This is a genomic window from Actinoplanes flavus, from assembly GCF_017592555.1.
Taxonomy (GTDB): domain Bacteria; phylum Actinomycetota; class Actinomycetes; order Mycobacteriales; family Micromonosporaceae; genus Actinoplanes; species Actinoplanes flavus.
This window is the reverse complement of record NZ_JAGFNS010000014.1, coordinates 174,328-199,281: the sequence shown is the minus strand read 5'-3', so window position 1 is coordinate 199,281 and position 24,954 is coordinate 174,328. Positions and strand designations below refer to the sequence as shown.

The window sequence follows — 24,954 nt, the reverse complement described above, 5'->3', positions numbered from 1 at the left end:
GGGAGGACTCCTCGGTTATCCCTTGACGGCGCCGAGCATGACGCCGGAGACGAAGTAGCGCTGGATGAACGGGTAGACGAGCATGATCGGCAGCATGGTCAGGACGATGGTGACGGCCTGGATGCTGGCGGCGACCTGGAGCGCGGTCTCGCTGGACGCGGTGATGTCCGTGCCGGCGGTGGCGCCGGCGATGAGGTTGCGCAGGTAGACGGTGACCGGGAACAGCTCCTGCCGGTCCATGTAGAGGAACCCGGCGAACCACGAGTTCCAGAACTGGACGGCGTAGAACAGCAGCATCGTGGCGAGCACCGCCTTGGACAGCGGCAGCACGATCCGCGCCAGGATGCCGTAGGTGCCGAGGCCGTCGACCGCGGCGGCCTCCTCCAGTTCGGTGGGAAGGCTCTCGAAGAACGCCTTCATCACCAGCAGGTTGAACACGTTGATGGCGTTCGGCAGCACGATCGCCCAGAGCGTGTTGCGCAGCTCCAGCGAGCTGACCAGCACGTAGTTGGGGATCAGGCCGCCGTTGAAGAACATCGTGAAGACCGCGACGCCGACCAGCAGGGCGCGGCCGCGCAGCCGGTGCTTGGACAGCACGTACGCGTAGCAGGTGGTCAGCACCAGCGAGATGGCGGTGGCCGCCACGGTGTAGACGACGGTGTTGCGGTAGTTGATCCAGAACAGCGGGTCGGACATGACGTTCTGGTACGTGGTGAGGTTGAACCCCTTGGGCCAGAGCGTCACCTGCCCGGACCGGATCTCGTGCTCGCCGCTGAACGACCGCGCCACGATGTTGACGAACGGGAACAGTGTCACGACCACCACCCCGGCCAGCACGAATCCGTTGACCGCCTGGAAGACCCGGTACCCCCGGGTGGGCCTCACCACAGGCTCGTCCCGACCGTGCGGCGCGAGATGGTGTTGGCGCCGAGCACCAGCGCCAGCCCGATCAGCGACTCGAACAGGCCGATCGCCGCCGCGTAGCTGAAGCTGCCGGAGACGATGCCGACCCGGTACAGGTAGGTGGCCACCACGTCGGCGGTGGAGTACGTCAGCGGGTTGTAGAGCAGCAGGATCTTCTCGAAGCCGACCGCCAGGAACGTGCCGATGTTCAGGATCAGCAGCGTGATCATGGTGGGCCGGATGCCGGGCAGCGTGACGTGCCAGGTCTGCCGCCACCGGTTCGCGCCGTCCACCCTGGCCTGTTCGTACAGGTCGCTGTCGATGGTGGTGAGCGCGGCCAGGTAGAGGATGGTGCCCCAGCCGACGGTCTGCCACACCTCGGAGGAGACGTAGATGGTCCGGAACCAGGCGGGGTCCTGCATGAACGCCACCGGATCCTGCCCGAGCGCCCGCAGCCCCTGGTTGACCACGCCGTCCACGGCCAGGGTCTGGAAGACCAGGCCGGCGATGACCACGATCGACAGGAAGTGCGGCAGGTAGGAGATGGTCTGCACGAACCCCTTGAGCCAGCGGGTGCGGACCTCGTTGAGCAGCAGCGCCAGCACGATCGGCAGCGGGAAGCAGAACAGCAGGGTCAGCCCACCGATGATCACCGTGTTCGCGAAGACCTGCCAGAACGTCGGGTCGTTCAGGAACATCTCGAAGTAGCGCAGGCCCACCCAGTACTCGCCGAGCAGGTCGCCGCCGGGTTCGTAGCGCCGGAACGCGATGACGTTCCCGATCATCGGCAGGTAACGGAAGATCAGAAAGAACAACAGCGGGAGTACGGCCAGCGAGTACAACTGCCAGTCCCGCCGCAGCGCCTGTCCCCAGGTCCGCCGGCGGGGCCGCAGCCCGGTGGTGGGCGGTTCGGCCACCCGGTGCGGGGCGCGGGTCAGCGTCATGGCCGCACCCCTTCCACGGCACACTCCGGCTGGAGACGACGGTCGTGGCCGACACGCCGTTGCCCGCCGGTGATTCGCAGCCGGACGGTGGCCGCGATGTCCGTGCTGGAGCGGCCGAACCGCAGCTCCACCTCACCCGGCTCGACGATCCGGTGCCCGTCGAGACCGGTGAACGACGTCAGATCGGCCGGCACGGTGAAGGTGACCCGCGCCGTCTCCCCGGGTTCCAGATCGACCCGGGTGAAGCCGATCAGCCGGAGCACCGGCCGGGTGACCTGCGCGACCGGGTCGTGCAGGTAGAGCTGCACCACCTCGGTCCCGGCCCGGTCGCCGGTGTTGCGGACCGTGACACCCACCGTGGCGTCGCCGTCGGCCGGCCACGCGACCGGCTCGCCGGGCTCGTCCCCGGTCCAGTCGAACGTCGTGTAGCTCAGGCCGTGACCGAAACCGAAGGCGGGCGTCGGATCCACCGACGACACCTCGGTGCGCCCGCCCAGCGGCGGGGTCAGATAGGTGGCGGGCAGGCCACCGGCGTCCCGGGGCACGCTCACCGGCAGCCGCCCGGACGGATTCACGGCGCCGGTCAGGATCTCGGCCAGCGCCGGCCCGCCGCACTGGCCGGGGAAGAAGCTCTGCACGATCGCCGCGACCCCATCGAAATCGACATCGATCGGGTACGGGCGACCGGCCAGCAGAAGCAGCACGACCGGGGTCCCGGTCGCCAGCACCGCCCGGACCAGCTCCGTCTGCACCCCGGGCAGCCGCAGCCCGGTGGCGTCGCAGCCCTCGCCCGAGGTGCCCCGCCCGAACAGTCCCGCCCGGTCGCCGACCGCCACCACGCACACGTCGCTCGCGGCGGCGGCCGCCACGGCGGCGGTGAACCCGGAGGTGTCCGCGCCGGTGATCGCGCAGCCCTGGGCGTACGCCAACTCCGGAACGACGGCCGTGAGCGACGCGCGCAGGGTGGGGATCGCGACGCCGGTGTCGTGGCCGGGATGGTGCTGGCCGACGTGGACCGGGAACGAGTAGCAGCCGAGCATCGCGAGCGGGTCGTCGGCGACCGGGCCGACCAGCGCGACCCGCTGGCCGGGATCCAGTGGCAGGATCCCGCCGGTGTTGCGGAGAAGGGCCACCGACTCGCGGGCCAGGCGCAGCGCCAGGTCCCGGCTGTCGGCGTCGTCGAAGGCGAGGTCGCCGGCGTCGTCCGGCAGCGGTTTCCAGTCGTCGTCGAGCAGCCCGAGTTCGGCCTTCTGGGTCAGCACCCGCAGCAGCGCCCGGTCGATCAGCGCCTCGTCGATCCGCCCGTCCCGAACCGCTTCGACCAGCGGCGCGCCGAACGTGTCGACGGTCGGCAGCTCCACGTCGATCCCGGCGGCCAGGGCGATCCCGGCCGCCTCGACGGCGTCCCCGGCGACCCGGTGCAGCCGTTCCAGGAACCGGATCGCGAAGTAGTCGGCCACCACCGTCCCGGCGAAACCCCAGTCGTCGCGCAGCAGGTCGGTGAACAGCCCGGCGCTGGCGGCCGCCGGGAGGCCGTCGATCTCGGCGTACGAGTTCATCACCGACCGGGCCCCACCCAGGCGCAGCGCCATCTCGAACGGCGGCAGCACCACGTCGGCCAGTTCGCGGGCGCCCATCGACACCGGCGCGTGGTTGCGGCCGCCGCGCGACGACGAATACCCGGCGAAGTGCTTGAGGGTCGCCACCACACCGGCGCCCTCGAGGCCCCGCACGTACGCCGCCCCGATCGTCCCGACCAGGTAGGGATCCTCGCCGATGGTCTCCTCGGTGCGGCCCCACCGGTAGTCGCGGGTCACGTCGAGCACCGGGGCCAGCCCCTGGTGGATGCCGGCGGCCCGCATGCTCCGGCCGATCCGCCCGGTCATCTCCTCGACCAGGTCCGGGTCGAACGACGCGCCCCAGCTCAGCGGCGAGGGGTAGACCGTGGCCTTCCAGGCGGCCAGCCCGGTGAGGCACTCCTCGTGCACCTGCGCCGGGATGCCGAACCGGTTGGCCGCCTGGATCCGCTCCTGCGACGCGGCCAGCGCCCGGGCCCCGGCCGCCGGCTCCACCGGAACCGTGCCGAACGGCCGGGTCAGCTGCCCGAGGCCGCTGCCGATCAGCGCGTCCAGCGGTGGTGTCGTGCCGGTCATGTCGGCCTGGTGCGGGGCCACTCCGCCGCCGTCGGCGTCGGCGCCCACCCACACCCCGGCGAGCTGCGCGATCTTCTCCTCCACGGTCATCAGGGGCACGAGAATCCCGGCCCGCTCGATGGGAGAGAGGCGCGGATCGTGCCAGCGTGCGTCCAGTCCGGAAGTGATACTCATGCCACCTCAAGTCGGTAGATTCTCCGAAAGTTTCATCGAAGTTACGGCATGTATGGCGGCGAAGGTAAGCCCCGGTTTTCGGTCATGTCAAGGGCCTTGACCTGGCAAGCCTGATGGCGCTCAATGTGGACTACATCGATGCGCTACGAGTATCGTGCTCGTCGATGACGACAGTTGATCTCGAAAAATCCGAGGCTGGGGCGTGATGTTTCGATGACCGATTCGGAGTCCGGGCCCGCCACCATCGCCGTCATCGCGGACGAGGTCGGCGTCTCCGCGGCGACCGTGTCGAAGGTGCTCAACGGCCGCGCCGACGTGGCCGCCCGGACCCGTGCCCGGGTCGAGGAGAGCCTGGAGCGGCACGGCTACCGGCGCCGCAGCCGGCGGCTGCCGGCCGTCACCGGGCACATCGACCTGGTCTTCCACGAGTTCGACTCGGCCTGGGCGATGGAGGTGATCCAGGGCGTCGAGGCGGTCACCGCCCCGGCCCGGGTCGAGCTGGTGGTCTCCCAGCTCGGCGGGAGGCACCGGCCGCCCCCGCACTGGGCCGACGACGTGCTGGGCCGCAGCCCGCTCGGCGTGCTGCTGGTGCTGTGCAGCCTCACCGACACCCAGCGCCGCCAGCTGGAACGGCAGCGGATCCCGTTCGTCGTGCTGGACACCGACAGCGCCACCGCCGCCAGCGTGCCCACGGTCGGCTCCAACAACTTCAACGGCGGCCTGCTCGCCACCCGTCACCTGCTGGAGCTCGGCCATCGCCGGATCGCCGTCATCTCCGGGCCCCAGGACGTGCTGTGCAGCCGGGCCCGGGTGGCCGGCTACCGGTCGGCACTCGACGAAACCGGCCTGCCGGTCGATCCGGAGCTGGTGCGCTACGGCCTGTTCACCGGCCATACCGGCTACCAGCACGGCCTGGAGCTGCTGGACCGGCCGGACCCGCCGACCGCCATCTTCGCCGGTTCCGACATGCAGGCGATGGGCGTGATCCGGGCCGCCCGGAAGCTGGGCCTGGCGGTCCCGGCCGACCTGTCCGTGGTCGGCTACGACAACGTGCCGATGGCCGCCTGGTCGGCCACCGCGCTGACCACCGTCGACCAGCACGTGCAGACGATGGCCGGCACCGCCGCCCGGATGCTGCTCGACCTGGCCCAGGGCGTGCCCGTCCCGATGACCCGGATCGACCTGGTCACCGAGCTGGTCGTGCGGGAGAGCACCGCGCCGCCCCGGAGCTCGTGATGGCCGCGGTCGACCCGCAGACGTCCGCCGTGGCCGAACCGGAGGGCTTCGACGCGTTCTGGAAGGCCACCCTGGACACCGCCCGCGGCCCGGCGCTGCTCGACGTGACACCCGGGCCGGACGACCTGCCGCTGTTCGAATGTTTCGACGTGACTTTCGGCGGGTTCGGCGGTGACCCGATCCGGGCCTGGTACACCCGGCCCGCCGGGGACGCCGCCGACCTGCCGGCCGTGGTCGAGTTCGTCGGCTACGGCCGCGGCCGGGGCCTGCCGTTCGAACGGCTCACCTGGCCCGCCGCCGGCTACGCCCACCTGCTGATGGACGTGCGCGGGCAGGGCGACCAGTACGGCTGCGGCGGGGACACCCCGGACCCGCGCCCGTACTCCTCCGGCGGTCCCGGCCCGGTCACCCGCGGCATCCTCGACCCGTACGACTACTACTACCGCCGGCTCATCACCGACGCGGTCCGGGCCGTCGACGCCGTCCGCGCCCTGCCCGGCGTGGACCCGGCGCGGGTCGTGGTGGCCGGCAACAGTCAGGGCGGGGGCCTGGCGATCGCCGTCGCCGGCCTCGTCCCCGACCTGACCGCGGTGCTCACCTCGGCCCCGTTCCTCTGCCACATCCGCCGTGCCGTCGACCTCACCGGCGCCGAGCCGTACGGCGCGATCGCCACCTACCTGTCCGTGCACCGCGACGCCGCCGACACCGTGTGGCACACCCTGTCGCATTTCGATGGTGTGCACTTCGCCCGCCGGGCCGCCGCCCCGGCCCACTTCGGCATCGGCCTGCGTGACACGGTCTGCCCGCCGAGCACCGGGTTCGCGGCCTACAACCGGTGGCGCCCGGAGCGTGAGATGCGGGTGTACCCGTTCAACGGCCACGAGGGCGGCGAGGCGTACCACGTACGCGACCAGGTCCGGTGGCTCCGCCACTTTGTCCCTCGATAGAAGGACGCCGCTCCCCATCCACCCCGGGCCTCGGAAGACTGGCGGGGCCCGAGCCGGTGGAGGACATGCGATGAGACCTGCGGTCGTCGAGTACGTCGCCGCGCGCACGTTGGAGGAGGTGCTGGCCGCGTTGGCCGACGGGGAGACCGCGGTGCTGGCCGGCGGTCAGAGCCTCATCCTGGAGCTGACCGCGCAGGAGGCGGCGCCCCGCCGGGTGGTCGACATCAACGAGGTGGCCGGGCTGGACATGCTCACCGAGTCCGGCGGGTTCGTCCGGGTGGGGCCGCTGATCCGGCACCGTGAGTTCGAGTCGGACATGATCGGCGGAGCGCTCGGCGAACTGATGCGCTGCGTGGTGCGGCACATCGGGCATCCGCCGATACGCGCGCGCGGCACGATGCTGGGGAGTCTCGCGAACGCGAATCCGGCGGCCGAGTGGCCCGCGCTGGCGGTGGCGGTCGGCGCGCAACTGGAGCTGATCGGGCCGCGGGGCTGCCGGACCATAGCGGCCGGCGAGTTCTTCACCGGGCCGTTCACGACCGTACGCCGTCCGGATGAACTGCTGTTGGAGGCCCGCCTGCCGGTGCTGGTCACCGGCACCGGCATCGGCTACGCCGAGGACCGCCGGACGACCGTCTATCCGCAGGCGGCCGCCATGGCCGCGGTCACGGTGACCGGCGGCGTGGTCAGCGCGGCGTCGATCGGCCTGGTCAACGCCGGCCCGTGCCCGGTCCGGGGGCGGGCCGCCGAGCGGGCGCTGACCGGGACGGACTTCTCGGACGCGGCCATCTCGGCCGCCGCCGAGGCGGCCGCGGAGGCCGACGCCACCACCGCCGATCGGCGGGCCTTCCAGACGCTGACCCGCCGGGCGCTGACCCGGGCCCGGGACCGTTGTCAGGGTGCTTCGAGCATCGGGGCCAGGTAGCGGCGGGCCAGGACGCGCAGCTGCTCGGTGTCGTCGAGGTCGACGACCCGGCTCGGGATGGCCAGGAACGAGGCGGACAGGCGGGTCCACATCTCGGCCACCAGGTTCACGTCGACACGGTCGGAGATGTAGCCGGCCTCCTGCTCGCGGCGTAGCTGGCCGGCGACGAACTGCTGGACGGTGGACAGGGTCTCGCCGCCGTCGCTGATCATCGAGGGGACCAGCAGGTCGGGTTCGGCGGACATCAGGCCGCCGATCAGCGGGTTGCTCCGGAACGCCTGCAACGAGCTGACGAAACCGACCACCACCCGGTCGGCGGCGGTGCGGGCCTCGGCGATGTCGAGCAGGAACTGGTCGAAGTAGCGCCGGAACTCGCGCCGGACCACCTGCTCCACCAGCAGGTCCTTGGTGGCGAAGCGGCGGTACGCGGTGATCCGGGAGACGCCGGCGCGGCGGGCGACGTCCTCCATGGTGGAACGGCGGATGCCCATCCGGCAGAACTGCTCGTAGGCCGCGTCGAGCAGCCGGGCGGTGACCTCGTCGGCAGGATCGTCCGGCTCGAAGGCCTCGGCCAGCGCACGTCCCAGCATCGACATGGGCGTCCTCCCCGATATGTGTTTACACGTTGTGTATCAGTGTATCAATTCACTCTTGTGAATACGGTCACCCTGTGCTCTCATGGCTGATACACCGAAGCAGTTCGTGTTTCACCGTATCAAGGCTGGAGTGAAGCATGGAACCACTCAGCAGGCGCAACATGTTGAGAGCCGGCGGCGCCCTGGGCGCCCTCGGCGCCATGAGCATCGCGGCGCCGGCACAGGCGCAGTCACTGTGGACCTGGTCGCCCACCGGATCCGTGGCCGGCGCGGGCGCCGGGGCCGACCCCCGATGGGTGTGGGACGACGAGGCCGACCCGCTGGTCGCGTCCCTCATCGAGCGCGGCGATGTGCCGGCGGTCAACGCCCTCCTGCGGACCTGGAAGAAGAACGGTCAGCCGCTGCCCGCCGGGCTCCCGGCCGACCTGCGCGACTTCATGGAACGCGCCCGTCGGCTGCCGTCCTGGGCCGACCCGGCCAAACTCGACCTGGCCGTGAAGTTCAACGAGAAGCGCGGCCTCTACCTCGGCGTCCTCTACGGCCTGGCCAGCGGGATGATGAGCACCGTCATCCCGAAGGAGGCCCTGGCCGTCTACTACTCCCAGGGCGGCGCGGACATGAAGGACCGCATCTCCAAGACCGCCAAACTGGGGTACGACATCGGCGCGGTCAACGCCTACAAGCCCGACGGCGAGATGATCGTGACCGCCGTCAAGACCCGGCTCGTGCACGCCGCCGTCCGCCACCTGCTGCCGCAGTCGCCGTACTGGACGCCGGTCGCCGAGGAGGACATCCCGATCAGCCAGGCGGACATCATGGTCACCTGGCACAGCCTGCCCACCACGGTCATGCGGAAGCTGACCGAGTGGAAGGTGCCGATCCCGGCCGCCGAGTCCGCGGCGTTCCTGCACTCCTGGCAGGTCGGCGCACACCTGCTCGGCGTCAAGGACGAGTACATCCCCAACTCCTGGACCGAGGCGAACGCACAGGCCGAACAGGTCCTCGACCCGATCCTGCGGCCCACCCCCGAGGGCATCAAGCTCGCCGACATCCTGCTCAACCTCGGCGCCCCGATCGACGCCGGCATCCTCAGCGCCCCGATCCTCGGCGCGTTCACCCGGTTCATGCTCGGCGACGAGATCGCCAACTGGCTGAAGATCCCCCGCGAGCTGATCTGGGACCCGCTGCTGCGGACCGCGTGGGGACCCTTCATCGCCGTACGCGAAGGATTGTTGCCCTTCCCGTTGGCCCCGAAGGCCTACTGGCTGTTCGACGAGTTCCTGCGCAAGGCCGCCCTGCTGTTCCTGTCCGAGGCCAAGCCGATCAGCATCGAGATCCCGCTGACCAACCGCCCGGAGACCGCACATGGCTGAGCTCAGCAGACGGCAGGTCCTGGCCTCCACCGCGTTCGGCGCGCTCGGCCTCGTCACGCCGGTGTCCCGCGAGGTCTCGCCCTGGACCTGGTCGCCGACCGCCTCGATCGCCGGCAGCGGCACCGGCGCCGACCCGCGCCAGATCTGGGACACCGAGGCCGACCCGGTCTCCGCCGAGCTGCTCGACAGCGGCGCGGTCCCCGAGGTCAACCGGCTGCTGTGGAACTGGAACCGCAACGACCAGCCGCTGCCCGGCGGACTGCCCGGATACCTCGTCGACTTCATCGAGGAGGCGCGGCAGCTGCCGTCCTGGGCGGACCGCGCCAAACTCGAGACGGCGGCCACCTTCAACAAGTCACGCGGGCTCTATCTCAACCTGCTCAACGGTGTCGGCGGCGGCATGCTGAGCACGGCCATCCCCAAGGAGGCGTGGTCGGTCTACTACTCCAAGGGCGGCGCCGACATGGAGGACCGGGTCGCCAAGACCAGCCTCCTCGGCTTCTCGGTCGGATCGCTCAACGCGTACCGGCCGGACGGCGACTGCATCGTCCAGGCGGTCAAGACGCGACTGGTCCACGCAGCGGTGCGGCACCTGCTGCAACAGTCGCCGCACTGGAAGTGGGGCGTCCCGATCAGCCAGGAGGACATCCTGGTCACCTGGCACACGCTGCCCACGTACGCGATGCGCAAGCTGCGGGAGTGGCAGGTGCCGATCAGCGCCGCCGACTCCCAGGCCTACCTGCACGTCTGGCAGGTCACCGCAAACCTGCTCGGGGTGCGCGACGAGTACATCCCGGCCACCTGGGCGGCCGCCAACGCCCAGTCCGACCAGGTGCTGCCGCCCAACATGGGACCCACCCGGGAGGGCGTCGAGCTCACCGACATCCTGCTCAGCCAGCTGGCCGAGCAGACCAGCCCGGCCAGCATCAGCCGGCCGCTGGTCAACGCCCTGGCCCGCTACCTGGTCGGCGACCAGGTGTCCGACTGGGACCAGATCAAGCGGGAGCCGATCTGGGAGCCGCTGATCGCGAACGCCTGGCCGCTGCTGGTCAAGTTCCGCGAGAAGCTCATCCCGCTGCCGCTGGTGCCCGAGGTCGCCTGGGTGCTGGACGAGGCCGCCCGGCAGTACATCCTCCTGTTCCTGACCAAGGCCAAGGAGACCAAGATCGAGATTCCGACGATCAACCGGCCCGAATGATGACGACATCCCGGCGACGGTTCCTGGGATATGTGCTGGCGGCCCCCGTCCTGGTGGCCGCCGCCTCCCCGGGCGAGGCACAGGCGGCCGAGCTGCTCGACCTCAACGACATCATGACGGCCGCCGCGCTGCCCACCTCCGGGCTGATCGCGGTGGAGATCAACGCCGACGGCACGGTGTCGTTCGCCCTGCCCCGGGCGGAGGTGGGCCAGGGCATCACCACCTCCACGGCCATGCTCATCGCGGAGGAACTGGCCGTACCCCTGCACCGGGTGAAGGTCACCCTGGCCGACGCCCGCCCGGAACTGCTGTTCAACCAGCTGACCGGGGCCTCTAACACGACGATCTCGACGTACACCCCGATCCGGGTGGCCGCGGCGGTCGCCCGCCAGCGCCTGCTCGCGGCGGCGGCCACCGAGTTCGGCTCCAGCGACCTGCGGCTCGCCGACGGCGTGATCAGCACCCGCGACGGGCGCCGGATCGGCATCGGTGAACTGGCCACCAAGGCGGCCAGCCCGCGCACCCTCGCCGTACCGGTGGAACTGACCGCGAAGGACGACTTCACCGTCATCGGCCGCCCGCACGGCCGCGTCGACGCCCGCGACGCCGTCACCGGGCGCAAGAGGTTCGCCATGGACGTGACGGTGCCCGGCGCCAAACCGGCCATGGTGTGCCGCCCACCGACCATCAACGGCAAGCCCGGCACGGTCGCCAACCTCGACCAGGTCCGCGCCATGCCGGGCGTCACCGACGTGGTCACCATCTCCACCGGCGTCGCGGTCCGCGCCGACACGTTCGGCCAGTGCATCGACGCGGTCCGCGCGCTGCGCGTCACCTGGAAGCCGGGCACCGTCGAAGGACAGTCGGACGCCACCGTGCTGCGCGAGCTGGCATCGGCCGAACTGCCCCTCGGGCCGCGGCCCATCACCCCGTACGTGGAGGGCCGGTTCACCTTCCACTTCCGCAGCAACAGCGCCCTCGAGCCGAACTGCGCGATCGCCGACGTCCGCGACGGCCGCGCCGAGATCTGGTCCGCCCTGAAATCCCCGATCGTCGCCCGGCAGAGCATCGCGGCCCGCCTCGGGCTGCCGGTCGGCGCCGTCACCGTCCACGTCACCGAGGGCGGCGGCTCGTTCGGCCGGAAACTGTTCTTCGACGCCGCCCTGGAAGCCGCCGAACTGTCCCAGCGGATCGGCAAGGCGGTGAAACTTATGTGGCACCGCGCCGACGACTCCCGGCAGGGCCGCACCCACCCGATGGCCACCTCCCGCGTGCGCATCGCCTACGCCGGAAACCTGGTCCTCGGCTTCGAACAGCGGCACACCAGCGTCACCACCGACCTCGGCCACGGGCTCGGTGAGCTGTTCACCGCGATGGCCGCGAAACTGCCGATCGGCGACAAGGCGTTCGCCCAGACGTTCTTCCAGTTCAGCCACACCTCGCCGTACGACTTCGGGTTGCACAGCCGGCTGCTCAGCGAGACCGGCAAGGGTTTCAACACCGGCAGCATGCGCAACGTCTACTCACCCGACACCACCTGCGCCCGGGAACTCGTCGTCGACCAGGTCGCCGCCCGGATGGGCCGCGACCCGTACCGGTTCCGGCACGACCTGCTCCGCGGCGACCGCTCCCGGGCCGTCCTGCGCGCCGTGGCCGAAACCGGCGGCTGGGGGCGCGCATTGCCAACCGGGGTGGCGCAGGGCATCGCCTTCCACGCCGAGTACAAGGGGGTCAGCGCCTGCCTCGTCGAGATCGACTGCCGGCCGGAGACGGTGAACCGGCCGATCCGCGACGGCGTGGCCGGACCCCGGGTGACCCGGGCCGTCTTCGCCGTCGACGTCGGCCTCGCGGTCAATCCGCTCGGCCTGGAGGCACAGATGATGGGCTGCGTGATGGACGGCATCGCGCTCGCCCTCACCTCCAGCCTGCACCTGCGTGACGGCTACTTCCTCGAGGCGAGCTGGGACAACTACTTCTACACCCGGCAGTGGAACACCCCACCCGACCTGCGGATCATCATCATGCCCAGCGACTCCGACCAGCCCGGCGGCGCCGGCGAACTGGGCGTGTCGGCGGCCATGGCGGCGGTCGCCTGCGCCTACGGGCGGGCCACCGGCACCATGCCCACCACCTTCCCGATCAACCACGGCACACTGTCGTTCGTCCCGAAACCAACCGTCCCACCGATTCCCGCCTCCCCGGTCGACGGACTCGACCATGTCCGCTGAAACAGGGGGTCCGCGTGCCTGAGCACACCTTTCGGGTCAACGGCGAGCAGGTCACCGTGACCGTCGACAGCGACGTGCGCCTGCTGTGGGTGCTGCGCGACATCCTCGGCGTCACCGGCCCGAAGTACGGCTGCGGCATCAACGTCTGCAAGGCCTGCACCAGCCATCTCAACGGGCGGGCGTTCAACCCGTGCGCCGTACCGGTCCGCGACCTGGGACCCGACGACGAGATCACCACCATCGAGGGGCTGGCCGCCACCGCCGGGGCCGACCTGCATCCGATGCAGCAGGCCTGGCTCGACCACGACGTGGTGCAGTGCGGCTACTGCCAGTCTGGCCAGATCATGGCGGCCGTCGATCTGGTGCGCCGGGTCGCCGCCGAAGGCCGGGAGATCACCGACGCCGACCTGGACGGCATCCGCAACATCTGCCGGTGCGGCACCTACGCCCGCATCCGGGAGGCGATCAGGGCGGCCGCCGCGTCCGGCGGTTAGGATCGCGCGGACCGAAAGGTGGCACATGACGAACGCGATCACACCGCTGCGCTGGTACGCCGTACTCGCCGTGGTGTTCTTCGGGATCCTCCCGGCAGTGATGGTGACCATGCTGGTGGCCCGGGGCACCACACCCGGCGAGGGCTGGCTGCTGGTCATCGGCGGGGTCCCGCTGGTGATCTGCGCCGTCATCCTGCTGTTTCGCGCCTGGGGCGCCACCGCCGACCCGGAACTCGCCGACCGCCTCTACCGGCGGTGCATGGCCTTCGTCGCCGGCGCCGACGTGCTCATGCTCGGCGGCAACGCACTCCTCAGAATGACTTCTTAGGGGTACGGACGCCGCGGTCGCCAACCGCAACCACGGCCGTTCCCGCAGCTCAGGCCCGGCTCACTGCCGGGTCCGCCCGGTGCCGCACCCACCGGGCGGAGCTGCCGGGTCACCGACAAAACCGGCGCCCGGTTGTCAAGGGCCAATATCCTCCGAGTGGCCGCCGGTAACGTTGAGCGGCTACCGTGCGGCGTTCGAACGATGGAAGGCCGGTAACCGATGCGGATCTTGCTGGTGGAGGACGACCGCCGGGTGGGCGCGGTGATGACCTCGATGCTGCAACGGCGCGGCTACGCGGTGGAACACGCCGCCACGGCCACCGCGGCGCTCGAGGCCGCTCCCTGCGACCTCGTGCTGCTGGACCTCAACCTGCCCGACGGCGACGGCATCGACGTGTGCCGGGTGCTGCGCGCCCGCAACGAGAACCTCGGCATCATCGCCGTCACCGCCCGGGGCGAGGAACGCGACCGGGTCACCGGCCTCCGCGTCGGAGCCGACGACTACGTGGTCAAGCCGTTCTCGATGGCCGAGTTGCAGGCCCGCATCGAGGCCCTCCTACGGCGCACGATGCGCTCCGCCCCCGCGCCGGCCCAGGTGATCGAGGTCGGGCCGTTGCGCATCGACGTGGCCGCCCGCACGGTCGCGGTCGCGGGCGAGCCGGTCAACCTCACCCGCAAGGAATTCGACATCCTGGCCTCTCTGGCCCGGCAGCCGGGCGTGGCCCTCACCCGGGAACGCATCATGCTCGACGTCTGGCAGACCACGTGGTCCGGCAAGCACACCCTCGAAGTGCACGTGGCCTCGCTGCGCAACAAGCTGGGCGACCCCGACCTGGTCCAGACCGTCCGCGGAGTCGGCTACCGCCTCCGCTCCACCTGACCCCAAGCGACAATCACGGCCGACCTGGCTGTCCCCTCGCCGCCAAGGCTCCGGGTCATCAGTAGAGCGATCTACTCCTCCTCGGGATCCTGATCGAGCTTCCGCAGCAATCTGCCCAAATGCTGCTCCAGCGCGGTAGCCGCGATCTTGCGGGCTGCGGCACGGCTCGTCTCCAGAACCTGCCGCGCGGCATCCGTTTCGCCATAGGCCATCAGGATCTGACCAAGAGTGTTGCCGACAACCGCGAGACCGTCGGGTCGTTGCAGGTGTTCGAGGATCTGAAATGCTTTGACCAGGTTTGGTACCGCGGCTTCGAATTCCTGGCGGCCCAATTGGATCTCCGCGATACCCCAGGTGGCATTCGCGATGCCGTCCAAGTCGTTCAACCGCTCGAGAGCTGGCAGCACCTCCTCTTGGCGGATACGGAGAGCTTCGTCGTGTTCGCCGCGCTGGCGGAGGATGTCGGCGATCTTTCCCCAGGTGATGGCGGTTTCCCGGGTGTCGCCGAGGCGTTGGTAGACGGGTAGCTGGCGTTCGTGGTGGATGCGGAGTGCTTCGTCGTAGTCGCCGCGCTGGTAGAGGATGTCGGCGATGTTTCCCCAGGTGATGGCGGTTTCCCGGGTGTCGCCGAGGCGTTGGTAGACGGGTAGCTGGCGTTCGTGGTGGATGCGGAGTGCTTCGTCGTAGTCCCCGCGCTGGTAGCGAATGCCGGCGATGTTTCCCCAGGTGACGGCGGTTTCCCGGGTGTCGCCGAGGCGTTGGTAGACGGGTAGCTGGCGTTCGTGGTGGATGCGGAGTGCTTCGTCGTAGTCCCCGCGTCGGTAGAGAATGTCGGCGATTTTGCCCCAGGTGATGGCGGTGGCGCGGGTGTCGCCGAGCCGTTCGTAGACCGGGAGTTCGGTTTCGTGGCGGATGCGGAGTGCTTCGTCGTAGTCGCCGCGCTGGTAGGCGATGTCGGCGACTTTGCCCCAGGTGAGGGCGGTGGAGCGGCTGTCGCCGAGGCGTCGGTAGACGGGAAGTTCGGTTTCGTGGCGGATGCGGAGTGCTTCGTCGTAGTCGCCGCGCTGGTAGACGATGTCGGCGACTTTGCCCCAGGTGACGGCGGTGGAGCGGCTGTCGCCGAGGCGTCGGTAGACGGGAAGTTCGATTTCGTGGCGGATGCGGAGTGCTTCGTCGTAGTCGCCGCGCCGGTGGAGGATGTCGGCGATGTTTCCCCAGGTTACGGCGGTTTCGTGATCCGAATGGGAAGTGGTGAACATGCCCCGGGCCTGATGGAACAATTGCTCGGCCCGATCCAGTTCACCACGGGTTACCAGCAGGCGGGCGTATTCGGCGATGACCCGAGCATGTTCCAGTAGGTCGGCTGCGGCACCTTCCGATGTGGCTTGCTTGACCGCCCGGTCAAATAGTGCGGCGGCGGCGTCGCCGTCGCCGCTGACCTGCGCCGCGTCGGCGACCCGCCGTAGCAGTAGGGCCGGTACCGGGCTGCCGTGCCGGTCGAGTATCGAGATGGCCGCCTGCCCGAGTGCCAGAGCCTGCGCGGCGGGCCCGGAACGCAAGGTCCACACCGCGTCCGCAGCGCTCACGGTGATCACCGTCGGATCGTCTGCCAGGACCGCCAATCGGGTCAGCTGCAGGTCCAGGGCCGGATTCCGGAGTTTTGGGTCGGTCCACGCCGCAGCCAGAGGCTCAACCACTGCCGTCGCCAGTTCTACCTGCTCCGGCTCGGTCAGTGGGGTGAGCCGACCGGCGGCGAGAGCATTGACCGCCACGGCGGTGGCCGCTTCGCTGTAGGGGTCGGGGAAGGTGTCGGCCAGCCCCAGCCCGCACAGTCGCCGGACCGTTCCGCCGGTCCGGGTTTCGAGCAGGTCCGTGACCGGAGCCGGCATCGGCAGGTCGAACAGGGTCAGCGCTCGCAGGAGGGCGATGTGGTCGGCCCCGGCCTGGTCGATCAGGGCGTCCAGGGCGAGGTTCTCCACGAACGCCCGCACCTCGCCGTCGCTGGGCAGATCCCCCTGTTTCAGGTAGGTCTCCATGTCGGTGACGGCTTGCTCGGCACGGTCGGGTGTGACCTCCGGGCTGTAGACGAGCCGCAATCCGACCAGATCCTGGAGACCGGGGTTGCCTCCGCTGAGAGCCATCGCCCGCACCGCCAGTCCGGCCCGCGTCTCCCGCAGCTCCTCCGGCGACGCCGCCCGCTGCCGAACCGCGAGCTTGCGCTGCGCCACCTCCGACAACGGGGCCAACTGCACCGGTGTCAACCGGGCCTCCAGCCCGTCCAACGCGAACACGAACCGGCTGGTGACCACCAGCCGGCTGTCACCTCGGTCCGGATCGAACGCCTGCAGGACGGCCGCCAGCACCGGCGCGAACCCGGCGGCCACACGGTGCGGACCATCCGCTCGCGGTTCGAGGACCTGCTCCAGATCATCGATGATCAGCAGCAGGGGCCGCTGATGATCTTCGCCGTTCTGCGTGCACGGACCGCCCAGAAGATCGACCAGGATCCACCGCAGCGCCTCCGGCCGCTCCCGCACCTCGGCTCGCCGGGCCTCGATCATGGTGCGCGCATCCGGATTGTCCTGCACCGCTGTCGTGATCGCGTCCAGCACGCCGAGCGCGGTGTAGTCGCCGAAGACCACCGCGACCGCCCGATCAGGGAACCGGTCCGCCAGCCGGGCCGCCAGGCTCGACTTGCCCAGCCGGCCCTGCCCGTGCAGCAGCACCCCGGCCTGCTCGCTACCACGCAGTACGCGCAACGCCCGCCGCATCTCCCGCCGCCGGCCGACGAACATGTCCGCCGAGGCCACCGGCACGTGCTGGCGTTTCAGGTCGAGGAACGTCTTCGTCCCGTGTACGGCCGACACCTTCTGCCGCTTCACGGCTCCGGCGACGACCGGTCCGCCGCCGCCCGGGCCGAGCCAGATCCGGGCCAGATGCCAGTCCGCCCGCAACGGTGGCTGATCACAGGCCAGCAACTTGCGGCGGGCGTCACCGACCGCCAGCGCCAGATCCTGCCGTGACCCCAACTGCTGGTAGAGATGCTGGGCGAACCGGGTTGCGGCGCCGTCGGTGACCGACCCGTCCCAGCCCACCACCGCCGGGATCCCGGCGGTCACCAGTTCGGTGGCCAGGGAATGCGCCACCGGCACCACCACCTCGGCACCCGCCTCGGTGCCCGTGGAGCGATGGTCGGGGCCGGGCGCGAGATACCCGGTCGCGTCCGCCGGCGTAGCCGTCAAACACGCCGAGACGACCATCAACCGCGGCATCACCGACAACCGTTCGACCAGTTCGGCCGCCGTGACGGGCCGGCCGTCGCCGACCTCGTTCTCCATCATGAGCACCGGCACCCGGGGCCCACCCGCGGGCGCGGGCCAGTTGTTCACCCCGTGGCAGGACAGATGCAGCACCGGGAGCCCGTCGAGGTTCGCCCACCGCAACCGCAGCTGGTCGGGATCCCCGGTGTCCTCCACGACCAGGTCCACCCCCGCGTCGGCGACCGCCGTCAGGATGGCCGACTCCTCGGCCTCGAAGTCCAGCTCGTGCTGCCCGGCCGGAGCCGAGGCCATGAACATCAGCCCCAGCCGGAACCTGTCGAGCGGTGGAGCGGCCGCCGCCCTGCCCAGCCGGCGAACCACCTCGAACCGGCGAAGCGCATCCGCGGCCAGAAACCCACCCTGGTCGGCCAGCACCTCCCACGGCGCGCGCAACATCGCCCAGCCGGCTGAGGACGGCGCCCGCGGTCCTTGAATCTCGAATGTCAACGGTGTCGCGGCCCGGTCCAGGAGCAGGGTCAACTGCCGCCGGCCGCCGTCGAGCCACGCGAACAGCTCCCGGCCCAGACCGAGGAAAACGCCGTCATCGGCATGCGCGTGGATCGCGTCCACATAGCGGCCCGTCACATCCCGCAGCAGCTCGACGTCAGAGGTCTCCAGAGCCCGGGGAGGACCCACCCGCTCTCCGGCGACCAGCACCTCGAACCCGGCAGCATCCAGAACCAGACCGGTAACCACCCGCACAGACCTCCTGACCCGGCACCGACAGCCCCGCAGCACTGTCAGCCGTCACCACTATCTGGCGGACAGCGATCGGCTCCTGCTTCCGAAGCGGCGACGATGCGTCAGGTGGCGGGGCTTGTCGATCCGGGAAGCGGCGTCAGTCGAGCAGGGGACCGCCCAGGTCTTCCACCCGCTCGGCGGTGGCTGCCCGGCGGACCCACTGTTCGATCTGGTCGAGGTCGGTGCAGCCGGTGATCGTCGCCCGGGCCTTGTCGGAGATCTCCACGCCGCGCGCCTCCAGGAAGGTGAGAACCGCCCGAGTCTCGCCTTCCGCCTTGCCGGCGGCGAACTGCCGTTGTGACCACTCGCTCTTGTAGGGGTAGTCGGTGGTGGTCATGTAGTCCTCCAGCAGCTTTCGGGTCGCGGCGGGCAGCACGGTGAGGATGAAGTCATGGTAAAGGGTGGCGGTGTCGGGTTCGATGACGTCGAGCGCGGCGAACAGGGCGCCGAAGAGCGGATGCGGCTCGGCGTGGGCGGCGTGGGCGAGGACGGAGAGCACGGTCAGTTCGGGGAGGCGGCGGGCGACGTCGCGCGTGCCGATGACGGGGATCTGCCGGGGGCCGAACGCCATCGGGACGATGCTCGCCGGTGGCATGCCGATCGCGATCGGCTGCGCGGCCCAGTCGGCGACCGGTTGATGGGGGCAGACCACGAGCAGGGCGACGGGGCAGCCGAGCCGGGCGTAGAGCGTGGCGACGTAGGCGGGCCAGCTGCGCTGTTTTCTGCCGTCGATGCGGCGTTGCACTTCGACGACGACGGCGAGGACGGTGGCGCCGGACCGGTTCAGGGTGACGACGGCGTCGGCGCGGTACTCGGTCGGGGCGACATCGTTGAGCTCGGCGGAGGTGAGGAGGGCTTCGTCGAAGGGCGGGAGGTGGTCGTGCAGTGGCCCGTCGAGAAGCTCGGCGGCTAGGGACGGCCGGTTCCGAAACATCTCGATGAGGACCTCGTGCGCTTGTGAGGGCATGGGGTTAGCGTAGGGCTAGATGCTCTATGAAGGGTAGTCGCTCGACAGGGTGACGGGCGTCGTTGTCGCCCGGTGACGAGGTCGACCCGCCGCGTGACCATTCGGTGACCACGGACCCGTGTCGGCGGCCGGTGCGGTCGGCTACCGTTTGCCCGCTGGGTAAGGAGCAGATCGGGGGAGCGCCCGTGCGCAGGCGGTTGGTGGTCACCTACCTCCTGCTGCTCTGCATGGTGCTGCTCGCCCTGGCCATCCCGCTCGCCGTGACCGTCGCCAGCCGGGAGACCGACCGTGCGGTCGCCGACCGGATGGCCGACGCCACCCGGTTCGCCTCGCTGGCCGCGCCGGCCGTGCGCAGCGGGGAGCTCGACGCGCTCACCGACGAGCTGCGCCGCTACCAGGAGCTGTACGGCATCGGCACGATGCTGGTCGACCAGGATCAGCGGGTGCTCAGCGTCTTCGGCAGACGGCCGGCCGCCGCGGCCGGGGCGATCCGTGGTGCTCTCGCCGGGCACCAGGTCGGCAGCCCCGAGACGTTGTGGCCGTGGACGACCGAGCCCCTGGTGGTCGCCGTTCCGGTCAGTGACGGCGGCGCCGTACTGGGCGTGGTGTTGACCGTCTCGCCCACCGACCGTAACCGGCGCGCCGTGCTGGTGGTCTGGCTGGTTCTGGCCATGGTCGGCGCGATCGCGGTGGCGGCGTGTCTGACGACCGCGCACCGGCTGGCCGGCTGGGTGCTGCGGCCGGTGACCCGGCTGGACGCGGCGGCCCACGAGATCGCCGCGGGGGACAGCGCGGCCCGCGTGCAGCCCGGCCTCGGCCCGCCGGAGTTGCGCCGGTTGTCGGCGAGTTTCAACGAGATGGCGGACGCGGTGGCCGAGGCGATGGAGCGGCAGCGGTCGTTCGTGGCGCACGCCAGCCATCAGCTGCGTAATCCGCTGACCGTGCTGCGGTTGCGGATCGAGGATCTGGGCGGCGGTCTCGACGACGAGGATCTGCGCGCCGATCACGAGATCGCCCTGGAGGAGACCGACCGGCTCGCGGACGTGCTGGACGGGCTGCTCGCCCTGGCCCGGGCCGAACGCGGTCAGCAGCGGGTCGAGGTGGTGGACGCGGTGGCGCTGACCCGCAACCGGGTGCAGGCGTGGCGGCCGCTCACCGAGCGCCGCGACATCGAGCTGGTCGCGGTCCTGCCCGAGGAGCGGCTGCCGGCGCGGATGGTCGCCACGGCGCTGGATCAGGCGCTGGACGCGCTGATCGACAACGCGCTGAAGTTCACGCCGGCCGGCGGGAAGGTCGAGGTGGAGGTCGCGGCCCGCGACGGCGGGGCCGAGGTGACGGTCCGTGACACCGGTCCCGGCATGACCGAGGAGCAGCGGCGCCGGGCCACCGAACGCTTCTGGCGCGCGCCGGACGCGCAGAACGTCGACGGCGCCGGTCTGGGCCTATCGATCGTGTCGGTGCTGGTGGAGGCGTCCGGTGGCCGGTTCACGCTGGCGCCCGCGGCGACCGGCGGCCTGGCCGCGACGATCTGGTTCGCGGCATAAATTTAAAACCTTCTTGACAGTTATGAACGTCGATAGAAAGCTCGGCCAGAGAGCGCTCTCCCCGTTCTTGCGCTGAGAAGGAATATCCCCATGAAACGTCCGATCCTCCAGGTGGTCGTGGCCTTGGCGGTCGTCGCGGCGACCCCGGCCGTCAGTTCCGCCGCCCCGAAACCCGCCGCCCCGGAACCCGCCCCGGTCCGGCTCGACCTGGCGCCCGGCATGCTCGACGCGATGCGCAGCGACCTCGGGCTGACCGACACCCAGATCGCCGACCGGCTGACCACCGAGGCGGCCGCGCCGGTCGTCGAACAACGCCTGCGGAAACGGCTGGGCCGGGACTTCGCCGGCGCCTGGATCCCGGCCGGCGGCAGCCGCCTCACCGTCGCCGTGACCGACCCGGCGGACGCCACCGTCGTACGCGAGGAGGGCGCCGTCCCGAAGATCGTCGCCCGTTCGGCGGCCGCCCTCGACGCGGCTCGCGCCAGGCTCGACCGCAACAGTGCCGAGGCGGGTGACGAGATCCGCAGCTGGTACGTGGATCCGGCCACCAACAGCGTCGTCGTCACCGTCGCACCGGGCGCCGAGGCCGCCGCCGAGCGGTTCGCCCGTGACAGCGGGGCCGGCCCGGTCACCGTCCGGACCGCCGCCGGCGCGCCCCGGCCGATGTTCGACATCCGCGGCGGCGACCAGTTCGTGATCAACGGCAACACGCTCTGCTCGGTCGGTTTCGCGGTGGCCGGCGGCTTCGTGACGGCCGGTCACTGCGGCGGCGCCGGCAGCCCGACGCTCGGCTTCAACAACCAGGCGCAGGGCACGTTCGCCGGATCGTCCTTCCCCGGCAACGACTACGCCTGGGTGCGGACCAACGGCAACTGGACGCCGCAACCGTGGGTCAACAACTACGCCGGCGGGAACGTGCTGGTCGCCGGCTCGCAGGAGGCTGCGGTCGGCAGTTCGATCTGCCGGTCCGGGCGCACCACCGGCTGGCGCTGCGGCACCCTGCTCGGCAAGAACGAGACGATCAACTACCAGCAGGGCGCGGTGTCCGGCCTGAGCCGCAGCAACGCCTGCGCCCAGCCGGGCGACTCCGGCGGCTCGTGGATCTCCGGCAACCAGGCCCAGGGGGTCACCTCGGGCGGCACCGGCAACTGCACCACCAGCGGCACCATGTGGTTCCAGCCGGTCAACGAGATCCTTCAGGTGTACGGCCTGAGCCTCACCACCAGCGGCGGCGGCACCCGCACCGCGATCGTCAGCAACTGGAACAACAGGTGCCTGGACGTGCCCGGCGGCGACTTCTCCGACGGCGTACCGGTGCAGATGTGGACCTGCAACGGCTCCGACGCGCAGAAGTGGGAGGCGGTCAACGGCACGCTGCGCTCGGGCAACAACAAGTGCCTGGACGTGCCGTGGGGCTCCACCGCCAACGGCGTCATCATCCAGATCGCCAACTGCAGCGGCAACCCGGCCCAGCAGTGGGTGCTCAGCGCCGCCGGCGACCTGGTGAACCCGCAGGCCGGCAAGTGCCTCGACATCAAGGACTGGAACGGCGAGGACCGGGCCCAGATCCAGCTCTGGGAGTGCGCCGGCACCGCCAACCAGAAGTGGCGCCGCGGCTGACCTGACGACCGGCCGATCCCGTCACCGCGACGGGATCGGCCGGCGCGGCTCAGGCCACCGCCACCGTGTCGGCGCCCACCGGCTCCAGGGCGGTGCGCAGGATCTCCCGTACGTCGGAGACGATGTGCACGGTCAGCGCCGCCCGCACGTCGGCCGGGACGTCGTCGAGATCCGGCTCGTTGCGGGCGGGCAGGTACACCTCGGTGAGCCCGGCCCGCTGGGCGGCGAGCAGCTTCTGCTTCACCCCGCCGATCGGCAGCACCCGGCCGGTCAGCGACACCTCGCCGGTCATCCCCACCTCCGCGCGCACGTTGCGGCCCAGCAGCAGCGACACCAGCGCGGTCGTCATGGTGACGCCCGCCGACGGCCCGTCCTTGGGCACCGCGCCGGCCGGCACGTGCAGGTGGATCGGGTGGTCCAGCTGCTCCGGCGAGATGCCCAGCTCACCGGCGTGCGCCCGGACCCAGGAGAGGGCGATCTGCGCGGACTCCCTCATCACGTCGCCGAGCTGGCCGGTCACCGACAGCCCGCCGGTGTTGCCGGGCAGCAGCGACGCCTCGATGTAGAGGACGTCGCCTCCCATCCCGGTGACCGCCAGTCCGGTGGCCACGCCGGGGACCGCGGTGCGCTCGCCCGACTCCGGCGTGAACCGGGGACGGCCGATCAGGTCCCGGAGGTCACCGGCGTCGATGGTGGCCGGCAGTTCCCCCAGGGACACCTTGCGGAACGCCTTCGCGAGCAGGCGCTCGAACGACCGTACGCCCGCCTCGCGGGTGTAATCGGCGGCGATCTCGCGCAGCGCCGCCTCGGTGACGGTCACCTCGCCGGGCGAGAGGGCGGCGCGTTCCAACTGGCGGGGCACCAGATGGTCGCGGGCGATGGCCACCTTGTCGTTCGCGGTGTAGCCGTCGATGGCGATCAGCTCCATCCGGTCGAACAGCGCCTGCGGGATCGTCTCCAGCACGTTGGCGGTGGCGATGAACAGCACGTCCGACAGGTCCAGGTCGAGGTCCAGGTAGTGGTCGCGGAACGTGTGGTTCTGCGCCGGGTCGAGGACCTCCAGCAGGGCGGCGGCCGGGTCGCCGCGGTAGTCGCTGCCGACCTTGTCCACCTCGTCGAGCAGCACGACCGGGTTCATCGAACCGGCCTCCCGGATCGCCCGGACGATGCGGCCGGGCAGCGCGCCGACGTACGTCCGCCGGTGGCCGCGGATCTCCGCCTCGTCGCGGACCCCGCCCAGGGCGACCCGGACGAACCTACGGCCCAGCGTGCGGGCCACCGACTCGCCCAGCGACGTCTTGCCGACCCCGGGCGGGCCGGCCAGCAGGATCACCGCTCCGGAGCCGCGGCCGCCGGCCGTCGCCAGGCCACGGGACTCGCGCCGGGCGCGGACGCCGAGGTATTCGACGATCCGGTCCTTGACCTCGTCCAGACCGTGGTGGTCGGCGTCGAGGACGGCCCGGGCCGCCGCCAGGTCGGTGCTGTCGGTGGTACGGGCGTTCCACGGCAGGTCCAGTACCGTGTCGAGCCATGTCCGGATCCAGGAGGCTTCCGGGTTCTGGTCACCGGCGCGTTCCAGCTTGCCGGCCTCGGTCAGCGCGGCCTCGCGTACCGGCTCCGGCAGGTCCGCGGCCTCGATCCGGGCCCGGTAGTCGCCGGTGCCGTCCGCCTCGCCCTCGCCGAGCTCCTTGCGGATCGCCTTGAGCTGCTCGCGCAGCAGGTACTCGCGGTTGCGCTTCTCGACGTTCTCCCGGACGTCCTTCTCGATCGTCTCGTTGACCTCGGATTCGGCCAGGAAGTCCTTGGTCCACTCGATCAGCAGCCGCAGCCGGGCCTCGACGTCGGGCGTCTCGAGCAGCTCCCGCTTGCGGTCGTTGGACAGATAGGGCGCCCAGCCGGCGGTGTCGGCCAGATCGCTGGGGTCGTCGATGGCGCTGACCGAGTCGATCACCTGCCACGCCTCGCGGCGCTGCAACACCGAGACGACCAGTTTCTTGTACGCGTCCGCCAGCTCCCGCACCTGCGGGCCCGGTGCGCCGGCCGGGACGGGCTCGGCCTCCACCCACAGGGCCGCGCCGGGACCGGTCACGCCGCTGCCGATGCGGGCCCGGGTGCCGGTGCGCAGGACGGCGGCCGGGGAGCCGCCGCGGAATCTGCCGACCTGCTCGACGGCGGCCACCACGCCGTACGAGGCGTACCGGTCCTCCAGTCGCGGGGCGATCAGCAGCTCGGAGCCGGCCGAGGTGCGGGCCGCGTCGACGGCGGCCTGGGCGGCCTCGTCGAGGACGACCGGGACCACCATGCCCGGAAGCAGGACGACGTCGTCGAGGAACAGCACAGGAAGTCGCTTGCCGGTCACGTTTACCTCCGGGGAGTTGAGTACG

The 24,954-nt window shown here is 70.8% G+C and carries 18 protein-coding genes; 11 read left to right on the top strand and 7 right to left on the bottom strand.

Features of this window, described 5'->3' with window-relative positions; all coding sequences use genetic code 11:
- Positions 1-15: 15 nt before the first annotated feature.
- Genes J5X75_RS22410 through J5X75_RS22400 form a run of 3 tightly spaced genes read right to left on the bottom strand, consistent with a single transcriptional unit; the run spans position 16 to position 4,174 of the window.
- Complete coding sequence (locus J5X75_RS22410) at positions 16-885, bottom strand: carbohydrate ABC transporter permease (RefSeq protein WP_307798205.1); 870 nt, start codon at positions 883-885, stop codon at positions 16-18.
- The gene (locus J5X75_RS22405) at positions 882-1,847 is read right to left on the bottom strand and encodes an ABC transporter permease (protein WP_208469436.1); all 966 of its coding nucleotides are present in this window, start codon (positions 1,845-1,847) and stop codon (positions 882-884) included. Before J5X75_RS22405 ends, J5X75_RS22410 begins: the two co-directional genes overlap by 4 nt.
- Positions 1,844-4,174: a beta-xylosidase/alpha-l-arabinosidase gene (locus J5X75_RS22400; protein ID WP_208469435.1), complete on the bottom strand. Its 2,331-nt coding sequence runs from the start codon at positions 4,172-4,174 to the stop codon at positions 1,844-1,846. Before J5X75_RS22400 ends, J5X75_RS22405 begins: the two co-directional genes overlap by 4 nt.
- A 213-nt stretch (positions 4,175-4,387) precedes the next feature.
- Here J5X75_RS22400 and J5X75_RS22395 point away from each other — a divergent pair, with 213 nt between their 5' ends.
- The 3 genes from J5X75_RS22395 to J5X75_RS22385 all read left to right on the top strand — a co-directional run bounded on the left by J5X75_RS22395 (position 4,388) and on the right by J5X75_RS22385 (position 7,282).
- Entirely contained in the window at positions 4,388-5,410 is a 1,023-nt protein-coding gene (locus tag J5X75_RS22395; RefSeq protein ID WP_208469434.1) for a LacI family DNA-binding transcriptional regulator, read from the top strand.
- Entirely contained in the window at positions 5,410-6,357 is a 948-nt protein-coding gene (locus tag J5X75_RS22390; protein ID WP_208469433.1) for an acetylxylan esterase, read from the top strand. The genes J5X75_RS22395 and J5X75_RS22390 overlap by 1 nt, the downstream gene beginning before the upstream one ends.
- Before the next feature lie 70 nt (positions 6,358-6,427).
- Positions 6,428-7,282, top strand: coding sequence for an FAD binding domain-containing protein (locus tag J5X75_RS22385; RefSeq protein ID WP_208469432.1), 855 nt, complete (start codon positions 6,428-6,430; stop codon positions 7,280-7,282).
- Here the strand turns inward: J5X75_RS22385 and J5X75_RS22380 are convergent.
- Positions 7,252-7,878: a TetR/AcrR family transcriptional regulator gene (locus tag J5X75_RS22380; RefSeq protein WP_208469431.1), complete on the bottom strand. Its 627-nt coding sequence runs from the start codon at positions 7,876-7,878 to the stop codon at positions 7,252-7,254. The two genes, J5X75_RS22385 and J5X75_RS22380, sit on opposite strands and share 31 nt — an antisense overlap.
- A gap of 137 nt (positions 7,879-8,015) precedes the next feature.
- Here J5X75_RS22380 and J5X75_RS22375 point away from each other — a divergent pair, with 137 nt between their 5' ends.
- From J5X75_RS22375 to J5X75_RS22350, 6 genes are all read left to right on the top strand, one after another.
- Positions 8,016-9,251, top strand: a complete 1,236-nt coding sequence (locus J5X75_RS22375; RefSeq protein ID WP_208469430.1) for an oxygenase MpaB family protein — start codon at positions 8,016-8,018, stop codon at positions 9,249-9,251.
- Positions 9,244-10,449, top strand: a complete 1,206-nt coding sequence (locus J5X75_RS22370) for an oxygenase MpaB family protein (RefSeq protein ID WP_208469429.1) — start codon at positions 9,244-9,246, stop codon at positions 10,447-10,449. The genes J5X75_RS22375 and J5X75_RS22370 overlap by 8 nt, the downstream gene beginning before the upstream one ends.
- A complete protein-coding gene (locus J5X75_RS22365; protein WP_238488817.1) occupies positions 10,446-12,677 on the top strand; it encodes a molybdopterin cofactor-binding domain-containing protein in 2,232 nt (743 codons plus the stop codon). Before J5X75_RS22370 ends, J5X75_RS22365 begins: the two co-directional genes overlap by 4 nt.
- 14 nt (positions 12,678-12,691) lie before the next feature.
- Positions 12,692-13,171, top strand: a complete 480-nt coding sequence (locus tag J5X75_RS22360) for a (2Fe-2S)-binding protein (RefSeq protein ID WP_208469428.1) — start codon at positions 12,692-12,694, stop codon at positions 13,169-13,171.
- A 25-nt stretch (positions 13,172-13,196) separates the two neighbouring features.
- Entirely contained in the window at positions 13,197-13,499 is a 303-nt protein-coding gene (locus J5X75_RS22355; RefSeq protein WP_208469427.1) for a hypothetical protein, read from the top strand.
- Between the two features lie 219 nt (positions 13,500-13,718).
- Positions 13,719-14,378 carry a response regulator transcription factor gene (locus tag J5X75_RS22350; RefSeq protein WP_208469426.1) on the top strand — a complete coding sequence of 220 codons (660 nt, stop codon included), beginning with the start codon at positions 13,719-13,721 and terminating at the stop codon, positions 14,376-14,378.
- 71 nt (positions 14,379-14,449) lie between these two features.
- Here J5X75_RS22350 and J5X75_RS22345 read toward each other — a convergent pair whose 3' ends face one another.
- Positions 14,450-18,334 (bottom strand): tetratricopeptide repeat protein, encoded by a 3,885-nt coding sequence (locus J5X75_RS22345; protein WP_307798210.1) that lies wholly within the window; start codon positions 18,332-18,334, stop codon positions 14,450-14,452.
- A gap of 202 nt (positions 18,335-18,536) precedes the next feature.
- Positions 18,537-19,406, bottom strand: coding sequence for a hypothetical protein (locus J5X75_RS22340; RefSeq protein WP_208469424.1), 870 nt, complete (start codon positions 19,404-19,406; stop codon positions 18,537-18,539).
- 185 nt (positions 19,407-19,591) lie between these two features.
- Here J5X75_RS22340 and J5X75_RS22335 point away from each other — a divergent pair, with 185 nt between their 5' ends.
- On the top strand, positions 19,592-20,950 hold the full coding sequence (locus tag J5X75_RS22335) for a HAMP domain-containing sensor histidine kinase (protein WP_208469423.1): 1,359 nt from the start codon (positions 19,592-19,594) through the stop codon (positions 20,948-20,950).
- 90 nt (positions 20,951-21,040) lie between these two features.
- Positions 21,041-22,570: a ricin-type beta-trefoil lectin domain protein gene (locus tag J5X75_RS22330; protein WP_208469422.1), complete on the top strand. Its 1,530-nt coding sequence runs from the start codon at positions 21,041-21,043 to the stop codon at positions 22,568-22,570.
- A gap of 49 nt (positions 22,571-22,619) precedes the next feature.
- Here the strand turns inward: J5X75_RS22330 and lon are convergent, their stop codons facing one another.
- Positions 22,620-24,929: an endopeptidase La gene (gene lon, locus J5X75_RS22325; protein ID WP_307798204.1), complete on the bottom strand. Its 2,310-nt coding sequence runs from the start codon at positions 24,927-24,929 to the stop codon at positions 22,620-22,622.
- Positions 24,930-24,954: the final 25 nt, after the last annotated feature.

What these genes read in the sequence shown, in the direction of transcription:
- J5X75_RS22390 (WP_208469433.1), top strand. Translation starts at nt 5,410, where the DNA reads ATGGCCGCGGTCGACCCGCAGACGTCCGCCGTGGCCGAACCGGAGGGC.
- J5X75_RS22370 (WP_208469429.1), top strand. Translation starts at nt 9,244, where the DNA reads ATGGCTGAGCTCAGCAGACGGCAGGTCCTGGCCTCCACCGCGTTCGGC.
- J5X75_RS22355 (WP_208469427.1), top strand. Translation starts at nt 13,197, where the DNA reads ATGACGAACGCGATCACACCGCTGCGCTGGTACGCCGTACTCGCCGTG.
- J5X75_RS22330 (WP_208469422.1), top strand. Translation starts at nt 21,041, where the DNA reads ATGAAACGTCCGATCCTCCAGGTGGTCGTGGCCTTGGCGGTCGTCGCG.
- J5X75_RS22365 (WP_238488817.1), top strand. Translation starts at nt 10,446, where the DNA reads ATGATGACGACATCCCGGCGACGGTTCCTGGGATATGTGCTGGCGGCC.
- J5X75_RS22340 (WP_208469424.1), bottom strand. Translation starts at nt 19,406, where the DNA reads ATGCCCTCACAAGCGCACGAGGTCCTCATCGAGATGTTTCGGAACCGG.
- J5X75_RS22380 (WP_208469431.1), bottom strand. Translation starts at nt 7,878, where the DNA reads ATGTCGATGCTGGGACGTGCGCTGGCCGAGGCCTTCGAGCCGGACGAT.
- J5X75_RS22400 (WP_208469435.1), bottom strand. Translation starts at nt 4,174, where the DNA reads ATGAGTATCACTTCCGGACTGGACGCACGCTGGCACGATCCGCGCCTC.
- J5X75_RS22350 (WP_208469426.1), top strand. Translation starts at nt 13,719, where the DNA reads ATGCGGATCTTGCTGGTGGAGGACGACCGCCGGGTGGGCGCGGTGATG.
- J5X75_RS22395 (WP_208469434.1), top strand. Translation starts at nt 4,388, where the DNA reads ATGACCGATTCGGAGTCCGGGCCCGCCACCATCGCCGTCATCGCGGAC.
- J5X75_RS22375 (WP_208469430.1), top strand. Translation starts at nt 8,016, where the DNA reads ATGGAACCACTCAGCAGGCGCAACATGTTGAGAGCCGGCGGCGCCCTG.
- J5X75_RS22385 (WP_208469432.1), top strand. Translation starts at nt 6,428, where the DNA reads ATGAGACCTGCGGTCGTCGAGTACGTCGCCGCGCGCACGTTGGAGGAG.
- J5X75_RS22405 (WP_208469436.1), bottom strand. Translation starts at nt 1,847, where the DNA reads ATGACGCTGACCCGCGCCCCGCACCGGGTGGCCGAACCGCCCACCACC.